Raw genomic sequence first — 9,458 nt, 5'->3', positions numbered from 1 at the left:
AGCACTATTACCCTGGAATGTGAAGTTGCAAGGTGGGGTTTGCTGATCACTTACTATTATCAAGGGTATTGAACAATGAGCAGTTACACAATTTAATTTACAGTCTCAGGTTTTCTGATGACTTGACTGGCACTAAAACAATTGATGCACCTAACACAAAAGACACTATGCAGAATGGAGGATTAGGCTTTCCCCCTAACTCTTAGCCATTTGTCATGAATGGCTTAATTAGTGGCGTATTTATTTTTATGTGAGATTAATTATTTATGTTGAGAGATTCTCTATCAAAGCTATTTTATTCTGTTGTGACTGAGCCATCATTTGAAGGCTCACTTTCTATTGCAGGTAATCTGATTGAGCAGGGGATTGATATGCCCGAAACGTTAGAAAATACACTGATAGACTTTTTAACAAATAAAGACAAAGATTCATTTGTTGATTTATCTAGAGAGGTTTTGGCGCGAAACTTGTTGGATGATTATGTTGATAACATTAAATTAATTTCTTTTTTGGCTAAGAAGAAATGGTTGCCATTAAGGGATGTTGCATTATTGCTTCGAGCTATTCCTTATACTGAAAGAGAGAAATTAATTCCTAGCTATCAAAAACTTATTGAAGTAGCAGAATTGGTTTGTGAAGATTTAAGTAATGGGTTTATGGAAGTGGATGACGACGATTTGTTACAAAAAACTCTCAATGATCTTTAATTAACAAGAGACCTCAGCACAGATTGTACTTCTAGAGATGCCCCCGACGTGCTCGAACTCTACATCTGTACCATCACGATAGAAAAGTATGCCGATACTTTGATGCTTAATTATTACAGGGTCGACTTAGTGGGTAAAGCGGAAGCCACGGTTTCCGGGGAGGTTTGCTAATATTGCGCATGAAGGACATTAGGAATCTAAAACCTATGATGAACTCACTGAAAACCATAGCTTTAGCCTTGCTGATCGCATTAGTCTCAAAAACATCGTGGGCCGCACAAACGGTTACCTACTATCACCTGGATGCCCATGGCTCCACCATTGCCGCTACCAATGAGCAGGGTAACCTCATGTGGCGCGAAGCCTATGAGCCCTATGGAGTGCGACTCCGTAAAGAAAGCACTAGTTCAAACACCACGTGGTATACCGGCAAGCAAGAAGATGCCGGTGCTGGGCTGAGTTATTTTGGTGCTCGTTGGTACGATCCTGAGCTTGGGCGGTTTATGGGGATTGATCCTGTTGGGTTTAAGGAATCAAGCCTCCAAACATTTAATCGGTATGCTTATGCTAATAACAATCCTTATAAGTTTGTTGATCCGGATGGACGCGATGCTGTAGGCATTGTTTACGATGGTTACCAAGTTAATACAGGCTTTGGTTTTAAATTAGCCCTCGGGCATGCAGGTGTGTTGCTAATTGATAATAATTCAGGGGGTACAAAATATTACGAGTATGGTAGATATAGTCCAAATGGAAAAGGAATAATGGGAAAGAATGAACCTCCCCCAGTTTAACGGACACTCCAAAAAGAGGACAATAGTCCGAGGAGTGAACCATGAAAAAACGACAAACATTTACCAAAGAGTTTAAGCTGGAAGCCGTTCGTCTTCTGAATGAAGGTAAAAAGACGGGTGCAGATCTGGCACGAGAGTTGGGAATTAAACGTAATCAGCTTTACAAATGGAAAGAGGAAATCGAGACGCGCGGTGATGCAGCCTTTCCAGGGCAAGGACGACATAGCTCTGCGGATAGTCAGGCGGCAGAGAACGCCCGATTAAGGCGGGAGTTGGCGGTGGCAAAAGAGGAGAATGAATTCCTAAAAAAAGCCGCCGCGTTCTTTGCGAGAGAACTGAAGTAAAGTTCGCTTATATTTATTCGCATCGAACGCAATACAAAATAATACGCATGTGTGATGTGCTGGATGTCTCACCCAGCGGGTATTACAGCTGGGTAGAGCGGGCTGAAAGCCCGCGTTATCGCCGACATCAACAGCTGGTCGCGAAGATAAAAGCGATCCACCAGAAAAGCCGTGAAATCTACGGCTCACCCCGGGTGCATGGTGAGTTGGTGGATAACGGCATCGTGGTGGGAAAGAATGCCGTAGCAAAGCTGATGCAGCGCCACCGTATACAATCCAAGGTTCACAGGCGGTTTGTGGTCACCACGGACTCGCGTCATGGCCTGAGACCCGCTGAGAATGTGTTGAGTCGGGATTTTGCTGCGCAGAGGCCGAATCAGAAATGGGTGTCCGATGTGACATTTATTCCGACACGAGAAGGCTGGTTGTTTCTTGCTACAGTAATGGATTTGTTTTCCCGCAAGATCATTGGATGGTCGATGGGAAATAGCAACAACACTGTGCTGATCAGTCAGGCCTTGTTAATGGCGATAGAACAACGAACAAATGTCAGTGGCGTCATTCTGCATTCGGATCGTGGTATTCAGTATGCGTCACGTGACTATCAGAAAATAATGCGTGAGCATGGCATTATTTGTAGCATGAGTCGAAAAGGGAATTGCTGGGACAATGCGGTGATGGAAAGTTTCTATCACTCATTGAAAACAGAATGTGTCGTGTTTGAAGATTACCGAACACGATCACAGGCCCGCAGTAGTTTGTTTGATTACATTGAGTTGTTTTATAACCGCCAACGACGACATTCATCGTTGGCCTATAAAAGCCCGGCCACCTACGAAAGTATCATGGGTGTCCATTAACTGATGTGTCCAGGAAACTGGGGGAAGACCATGGTGAAACTCCCCCAGTTTAAGGGACACTTTTAATCAGAGAGGTAGTGTTCATAATTCTGTGTCATTTCTTTAAACTGGAACAAAAAGGAATGATACATGAAAAACAACATCAACTTCGATATGGACGCTGCCATCAAAGCCTTGCGTGAAGGCAAAGACTTGAATGGCCAGGAAGGCATCCTAACCCCACTGATCAAACAGCTCACCGAGGCCGCGATGAAGGCCGAGCTGGATGAGCACCTTGCCTCCGAAGAGGCGTTTAACCGCCGAAATGGCAGCACCACCAAAACCATGAAGAGCTCTGCCGGGGCGTTCGAACTCAACACGCCTCGCGATCGTGCCGGCACCTTTGCGCCGCAAATCGTTAAAAAGCACCAGACCCATCTCACCGACGAGCTGGAGCGTAAAGTCATCGCCTTGTTCTCTCTGGGCAACAGTTATCAGGATATCCGGGGGCATATCAAAGAGATTTACGGAATGTCGCTGTCCAACGGTACTCTCAATGCGATCACGGACAAGCTGCTGCCGGAACTACAGGCCTGGCGTGAACGTGATCTGGAGGCCATCTACCCCATCGTCTGGCTGGACGCGATCCATTACAAGGTTAAGGAGAACGGCCGCTACATCAGCAAAGCCATTTACACCCTTCTGGGGCTGAATATTGATGGCAAAAAAGAGTTGCTGGGCCTGTATCTCTCCGATCAAGAAGGTGCCCATCATTGGCTGAGCGTATTGACCGATCTGCATAATCGCGGCGTCAAGGACATTCTGATTGCCTGTATCGACGGCCTGAAGGGCTTTCCTGAAGCCATCGAAAGCATCTACCCAAAAACCGAGATCCAACACTGCATCATTCACCAGATCCGCAACTCGATGAAGTACGTGGCCTCAAAAAAACCAGAAGGCCTTAATGGCCGACCTCAAGTGTGTCTACAAGGCCGCGACCCTCAATGCTGCGGAAATTGCCTTGGATGAGCTGGAAGCCAAATGGGGTGACAAATATCCGATGGTGATTAAATCCTGGCGCAGTAAATGGCCCACACTATCGGCCTACTTTAAGTATCCCGATTATGTGCGTACGGCGATTTATACCACCAACGCAGTCGAGGCCGTGCATCGCCAGTTTCGCAAACTGACCAAAACCAAGGGCGGCTTCGCCAACGAGAACAGCCTACTCAAGTTGCTCTATGCCGGTATACTGAAGGCGTCCGAGCGCTGGACGCACCCGGTACAGAATTGGAACCTCACGCTGTCGCAACTGGCGATTCATTTTGAGGGCAGACTGGAGGCGCATATCGCGCTATGACGATTGGCTGACACAGAGTTTTGAACACCCTCATCAGAGACAATATCAACCATCCGACGTAGTTTGTATCCCACGCGGGATGGGTGCATTTACGGCTACAAATATGCAAGGCGCGCCGCGTAAGCCGGCCCGGAAGGCGCGCTAGTGCTTCAGCCGCTCCACCAGTTTCTCCAGCCGTTCGGCGAGGATGTCCCACATGATCATCGGCCCGCCTTTTTCCGCCCAGCTTTCGGCGGGCGTGGTCTGCTGTCGGTCGAATGCCTCGATGAGTCTGCGGCGCTCCTTTTGCAGGTCTTTGAATTCTTCCACGGCCTCCGGTGAATCTGCGGCCTGTTTGGCCCGCTCGACCTGATCCATCAGTTCATCGATATGTTTGAGACGGGCCTCGTGTTCCAGGATATGGCGTTCAACGAGTTGGTTGATGTCAGGCATTTTTCTCTCCTCTCTGGGATAACCCAAAGAAAACTCAATAGACAACCCAATAGATGCTCGCATGCATTGCACACGCGATTCACGTGCGATTATCCCTGAATTATAGCCCTGAGATTTCAAACTGCCGGGCGAACGGGTTTTCCGCAACGCCTGTCGGCCTTTTTTACTGGACTATTATTAAGATAACGGTGGGGTGAAATTCTACGCCGTGGCTGTTTTAGAAGAAACAGTCAGAAACATTCAGGAACATTCAGGAACATTCAGGAACATTCAGGAACATTCAGGAACATTCAGAAAACAACCCTTATGAAGGAGGGTCACATGCAGCAACCCCTACAGATTACCTTTCGCGATATGCCACCTTCGGAGGCGGTCGAGGCCGTTATTCGTGAAAAGGCCGAGAAACTGGACCAGTTTTTTGACAAGATCATGAGCTGTCGGGTGATGGTTGAATCTCCCCATACCCATCAACACCAGGGCATTCTATACCACGTTCGGGTGGACCTTACCGTCCCTGGGGCGGAGCTGGTGGCCAGTCGTGCACCGGGAGACAACCACGCGCATGAGGATGTCTATGTCGCCCTCCGTGATGCCTTTGATGCCGCAAAACGCCAACTGCAGGAGTACAAGCGTAAACTGAAAAATGAGGTTAAAACCCACACGCCACCGGCTCACGGCCAGGTGATCGAGCTGTTACCGGATCAGGACTGCGGCAGGATACTGACTTCCGATGGGCGCGATATCTATTTTCACCGCAACAGCCTGGTACGTGGCGAATACGATGAACTTGATGTCGGCAGCGAGGTGAGGTTTGCGGAAGAGGCCGGCGATCAGGGGCCGCAGGCCAGCACGGTCCATGTGGTGGGAAAGCATCACATTGTGGAATAGTCAGGTAGGGTGGGCACCTTTTTGTGCCCACGCGGCATCGGTGAGTGGCCTGCTGAAAATGATAACGACGTATGGCATAGGGAATTCTGGTGATGTTGTATGAGACCACGAAAAATGATTGTGGATATTGCCGCGTGGGCACAAAAAGGTGCCCACCCTACCTGGCTACGGTGCCTGAATGTTAGCTATGCATGCGTCCAGTCAGGATGAGCAGGAAAAAAATAACGTGAACTAGGTATATTCATCCCCTTCATCGATGTCGATCGCAGCATCTTCATCGAAGTCATGGATCTCCTCGAGCGGCTCAGACCAGTCACTGATGTCTGTGTCCGTGATCCCGGTGCCGTAATCATCCTTGGTGCCGATATCGAAGGCGCCTCCCCAGTTTTCGGGCGCCTCGGCGATATCCAGTTCCTGCTGGTACCAGGCATTGAGTGGGATCTCTTCGATATCGCCGTCGAAGTGCTGGGTCTCGATCAGACCTTCCTCGTCGTCAACGGCAACCACCAGGAAGCGTTGGCCTTTATCGAGATGTTGGTACCAGTTACCCTCGATGGGGTCCAGTTCGGTCGGCATGGTCTATTCCTCCATTTTATCTATAACCTGAATCCGTGGTTTAAGGCAGAAAAATCGCCTGTTGCTGGGATATTGTGTTCGCTGGATACCGGTGGTGAATCCGGGCCTGATCAGTGCTTCCCTCATCTGAAGTTAGCACAAATAAATGCACGCACCAGTGGGTGGATTTACAGGGAATTTATTACAGCTTCCCAGTAGCGATCAGTACGTTGCTGAATCTCGTCCAGTAGTTTTTCGTTGCGCTCAGGGGTGAACAGGTGGGCGAAGCGGCCCTGCTTTTGCAGGTAGTCCTCCACCGGCTGGCGCAGCCGCGGGATGCGGGTATGCACCACCTTGCCATCGACATATTCTTTCAGCGGCCAGACCCCGGTCTTTACCGCCAGCTTGCCGATCTCCGCCGACTCGCGGGGGTCAAAGTTCCAGCCGGTGGGACAGGGGGCGAGGCTGATGATGAGGCGCGGCCCCTTGATGCTTTTGGCCTTCTCGATCTTGCGGGCCAGATCCAGCGGATCGGTGCCGATCACGGTCGCCACATAGGCCGGACGATTCGCGACCCAGATATCGAACAGGTCTTTCTTAAAACCGGGATAGCCGCGGGGGCCCTTGCTGGTCGCCGTTCTGGCCGCGTGCGGCGTGGCCTGGGAGTATTGCTGGCCGGTATTGCCGTAACCCTCGTTGTCATAGCAGATGTATAAAAAATCCAGATTGCGATCAATGGCCCCCGAGGTGGCGGACAGGCCCATGCCATAGGCCGCGCCGTCGCCGGTCAGCACCACGGCCTGCAGGTCCTCGTCGGGCAGGATGCGCTGTTGTTGCAGCAGGATGTCGAGAGCATCGCGCACCCCCTGGGCGCCGGCGGGGGCCGAGGCCATCGCGGTGTATAGCCAGGAGCCGCGAAACGGGGTGAAGGGATAGACCGACAGCAGGGTCATGCAACCGGCGGCATTGATGAACACGGTCTTTTCGCCGAGCACGTCGTAGATCTGGTGCAGGGACATCAGCCCGCCGCAGCCTGCGCACATCGGGGTGCCGGTGCCCAGCAGGCGAGTGGAGGGCAGGTCTTTCATACGCTGGAAGTGGGTCTCAGTCATGGCCGGTTCCTTGCCCGGGGGGCGCTTCGAGTTCCTGCCGCTCCACCTGGGCGATGGCCTGCAGCTTGCGCATCTCGCGGAGTTCGTCGGCGGTGTATAACAGGCGTGGGCGAGGCGTCTGTCCCTCGCTGACGGCGGTCTGCAGGGTGTGCGCCATCTGGAACAGTTCCTCCTGGCTGATGTCGCGTCCGCCCAGGCCGCCGATAAAACTCACCAGCAGGGGGGCCGCCGGCAGGCCGTACAGGGCGGATGCCACCTCAGTGTGCAGCACGCCGCCCTTGCCCATGGAAATATTCTGATCGACCACCGCCACTGCCTTTTTGTCGCCCAATGCCGCGCGCAGGGCCTGCTCGGGGAAGGGCCGTAATAGCCGGGGGCGCACCAGGCCGATCCGCCAGCCGACATCGCGCAGCCGATCCACCGCCTCCCGGGCCTTGGTGGCAAAACTGCCCATCATCACAAAGGCATACTCGGCATCCTCGCTGCGATAGGTTTCCAGTGCGGCATAGTCGCGCCCGAACTGCTGGCGGAATTCGTTGGCCACGGTGTCGTACACCGCCAGTGCCTGCCGGGCGGCCAGGTGCAACTCATAGCGAAAATAGGAATAGGGTGTGCCACCCAGCACCGCCACCGCCTGACTGCTGGGGGCGCTGGCGCGCAGGCGGATATCGCCGGGCGCAAAGGCCCCCACGTAGCGGGCGGCCTGATCCGCGTCGGGGATCTCCACCGGCTCGCGGGTGAAGGACAGATAAAAACCATCCAGGTTCACGATCACCGGCAGGCGCACCGTGGGGTGTTCCGCCAGGCGATAGGCGATCAGGGTGCTGTCCAGCACCTCCTGACAGGTGGCGCAGTGCAGTTGCAGGCAGCCGCTGTCGCGGGCGGCCAGGATGTCGTTGTGATCGGGCTCCAGGGTCAGGGGCGCGGACAGTCCGCGGGACACATTGATCATCACCAACGGCGCACGCCAGCCGGCGATGGTGTACAGCATCTCCATGCCGTACAACAGGCCCTGGCTGGAGGTGGCGGTAAACACCCGCACCCCGGTCACGGCGGCGGCGCCCGCAGCGGTAATCATCGAGTGCTCGGATTCCAGCGTGGTCATGCGCCCGGGGATCTCGCCACTATCAAACCAGGCGGACAGGGTCTCGATGATCTCGGTCTGCGGGGTGATGGGAAAGGCGGGCACATAATCCACCCTCGCCAGACGCGCCCCCCAGGCCGCCGCGCCGTTACCGGTCAGCAGCTGGCGGGTCATGGGTTTGCCTCGGCGGTTTCGGCTGCCCTGGCCGTCGATTCGGCCACCGCCTCGATGGCATGGGGAGGGCACTGGGCCACGCACACCAGACAGCCCTTGCAGTGGTCAAGGTCAATGCGCGGGTAGCCCTGGTCGTCGACGCTGATGGCGCCATCGGGACAGAATTCACTGCACACCCACCAGCAGCGATTGCAACGCTGATAGTCGATCACCGGGCGCAGGGTGCGCCAGGCGCCCGTCACGGTGAGGGTGCTGGTGAGGCCGGTGTGAATGGTCGGCGCCGAGACGTTGGCCGGCTCCAGCGGCAGCTCCACCCACGCCGGCGGGGTATAGTCACCTGCCTCGATGTCCACGCCTTCCACTACCTCCCGCTCGTGTGTCGCGGCCAGCTCAAAGGCGGCGCCCGCCTGTTGCAGATTCTTCTCCACGATCCGGGGTCCCAGCGCGGCCAGCTCCTCGCGGATCGCCTGTTGCAGGTGTTGCAGGGGGATCACGCCGATCAGGCGCGCCGCCGCGCCCGCGCAGATCGTGCCGAGAAAAGGGAGTTCGCTGCGGTCCTCTCCCTCCTCGCTCACCGGCAGCACCAGCACCTGTCCGTGAATGTTGAGCCGATGATCCCAGGTGCCGGGCGACTCGTGACTGTTGATCAGCAGCAGGGTATGCGGGCCGATGCCCTGCAACACCCCGGCGGCGGGCAGCGCCACCAGCGAGTCGTCGGCCACAATCACCAGATCGGGGCGGGTGATTACACCGCGCTCGTTGATGGGGCGTCGGGCCGCCCGCACATAGGCGAAGATCGGCGCGCCCCGCCGTTCGGCGCCATACCGGGGCGCATCCTGCACCTCATAGCCGCCCAGGAAAAAGGCCTTGCTAAGGATACGGCTGGCGGTCTTCATGCCCTGACCGCCGCGGCCATGGAAGCGTATGCGATACATGCAATTTCCTTTCGATTCCGGTTCGATGCCCGCTCGATTCCCTTTCATAGGCAGGGGCGTGTGACGGATGCCCTGCATCAAGTATAGGTTGTTGCCGCGGCGGCATCGGTGTGTCACGCACCGCCCGGCTTTTTCGTCGCCTCCGCAGCGCATCGTTGACTCATTCTTGTCGCATCCGCATCACAGGTGAGCTTGGACTATTCTTAACAACAGAAGGGCGTAATCACCGAAGTC

Annotated in this window: 10 protein-coding genes and 1 pseudogene; 6 read left to right on the top strand and 5 right to left on the bottom strand. The window is 54.4% G+C overall.

What is annotated here, in order from left to right:
- Positions 1-266 precede the first annotated feature (266 nt).
- The 5 genes and pseudogenes from RRB22_13475 to RRB22_13455 all read left to right on the top strand — a co-directional run bounded on the left by RRB22_13475 (position 267) and on the right by RRB22_13455 (position 4,044).
- Positions 267-707 carry a hypothetical protein gene (locus RRB22_13475; protein ID MDT8385412.1) on the top strand — a complete coding sequence of 147 codons (441 nt, stop codon included), beginning with the start codon at positions 267-269 and terminating at the stop codon, positions 705-707.
- 206 nt (positions 708-913) lie between these two features.
- Entirely contained in the window at positions 914-1,501 is a 588-nt protein-coding gene (locus RRB22_13470; GenBank protein ID MDT8385411.1) for an RHS repeat-associated core domain-containing protein, read from the top strand.
- A 41-nt stretch (positions 1,502-1,542) separates the two neighbouring features.
- Positions 1,543-1,845, top strand: coding sequence for a transposase (locus RRB22_13465; protein ID MDT8385410.1), 303 nt, complete (start codon positions 1,543-1,545; stop codon positions 1,843-1,845).
- Positions 1,800-2,705, top strand: coding sequence for an IS3 family transposase (locus RRB22_13460; GenBank protein ID MDT8385409.1), 906 nt, complete (start codon positions 1,800-1,802; stop codon positions 2,703-2,705). The genes RRB22_13465 and RRB22_13460 overlap by 46 nt, the downstream gene beginning before the upstream one ends.
- A gap of 129 nt (positions 2,706-2,834) precedes the next feature.
- Positions 2,835-4,044 (top strand): annotated as a pseudogene (locus RRB22_13455) (IS256 family transposase).
- A 141-nt stretch (positions 4,045-4,185) separates the two neighbouring features.
- Here RRB22_13455 and RRB22_13450 read toward each other — a convergent pair.
- Complete coding sequence (locus RRB22_13450) at positions 4,186-4,476, bottom strand: hypothetical protein (GenBank protein ID MDT8385408.1); 291 nt, start codon at positions 4,474-4,476, stop codon at positions 4,186-4,188.
- A 321-nt stretch (positions 4,477-4,797) separates the two neighbouring features.
- Here RRB22_13450 and raiA point away from each other — a divergent pair, with 321 nt between their 5' ends.
- Complete coding sequence (gene raiA / locus RRB22_13445; protein MDT8385407.1) at positions 4,798-5,364, top strand: ribosome-associated translation inhibitor RaiA; 567 nt, start codon at positions 4,798-4,800, stop codon at positions 5,362-5,364.
- 231 nt (positions 5,365-5,595) lie between these two features.
- Here raiA and RRB22_13440 read toward each other — a convergent pair whose 3' ends face one another.
- The 4 genes from RRB22_13440 to RRB22_13425 all read right to left on the bottom strand — a co-directional run bounded on the left by RRB22_13440 (position 5,596) and on the right by RRB22_13425 (position 9,224).
- Positions 5,596-5,940: a DUF6763 family protein gene (locus tag RRB22_13440; protein MDT8385406.1), complete on the bottom strand. Its 345-nt coding sequence runs from the start codon at positions 5,938-5,940 to the stop codon at positions 5,596-5,598.
- Positions 5,941-6,107: 167 nt separating this feature from the next.
- On the bottom strand, positions 6,108-7,031 hold the full coding sequence (locus tag RRB22_13435) for a thiamine pyrophosphate-dependent enzyme (protein MDT8385405.1): 924 nt from the start codon (positions 7,029-7,031) through the stop codon (positions 6,108-6,110).
- The gene (locus tag RRB22_13430) at positions 7,024-8,289 is read right to left on the bottom strand and encodes a pyruvate synthase (protein MDT8385404.1); all 1,266 of its coding nucleotides are present in this window, start codon (positions 8,287-8,289) and stop codon (positions 7,024-7,026) included. The genes RRB22_13435 and RRB22_13430 overlap by 8 nt, the downstream gene beginning before the upstream one ends.
- Positions 8,286-9,224 carry a 2-oxoacid:acceptor oxidoreductase family protein gene (locus RRB22_13425; protein ID MDT8385403.1) on the bottom strand — a complete coding sequence of 313 codons (939 nt, stop codon included), beginning with the start codon at positions 9,222-9,224 and terminating at the stop codon, positions 8,286-8,288. The genes RRB22_13430 and RRB22_13425 overlap by 4 nt, the downstream gene beginning before the upstream one ends.
- Positions 9,225-9,458: the final 234 nt, after the last annotated feature.

The organism is Gammaproteobacteria bacterium, assembly GCA_032250735.1.
In the GTDB taxonomy this organism is placed as follows: Bacteria; Pseudomonadota; Gammaproteobacteria; order SZUA-152; family SZUA-152; genus SZUA-152.
The sequence above is the reverse complement of the archived record's forward strand: the minus strand, read 5'-3'. Positions and strand labels throughout refer to the sequence as shown.

Coding starts and splice junctions, on each gene's coding strand:
- RRB22_13475 (MDT8385412.1), top strand. CDS start 267: ATGTTGAGAGATTCTCTATCAAAGCTATTTTATTCTGTTGTGACTGAG.
- RRB22_13450 (MDT8385408.1), bottom strand. CDS start 4,476: ATGCCTGACATCAACCAACTCGTTGAACGCCATATCCTGGAACACGAG.
- RRB22_13440 (MDT8385406.1), bottom strand. CDS start 5,940: ATGCCGACCGAACTGGACCCCATCGAGGGTAACTGGTACCAACATCTC.
- RRB22_13430 (MDT8385404.1), bottom strand. CDS start 8,289: ATGACCCGCCAGCTGCTGACCGGTAACGGCGCGGCGGCCTGGGGGGCG.
- raiA (MDT8385407.1), top strand. CDS start 4,798: ATGCAGCAACCCCTACAGATTACCTTTCGCGATATGCCACCTTCGGAG.
- RRB22_13435 (MDT8385405.1), bottom strand. CDS start 7,031: ATGACTGAGACCCACTTCCAGCGTATGAAAGACCTGCCCTCCACTCGC.
- RRB22_13465 (MDT8385410.1), top strand. CDS start 1,543: ATGAAAAAACGACAAACATTTACCAAAGAGTTTAAGCTGGAAGCCGTT.
- RRB22_13470 (MDT8385411.1), top strand. CDS start 914: ATGATGAACTCACTGAAAACCATAGCTTTAGCCTTGCTGATCGCATTA.
- RRB22_13425 (MDT8385403.1), bottom strand. CDS start 9,224: ATGTATCGCATACGCTTCCATGGCCGCGGCGGTCAGGGCATGAAGACC.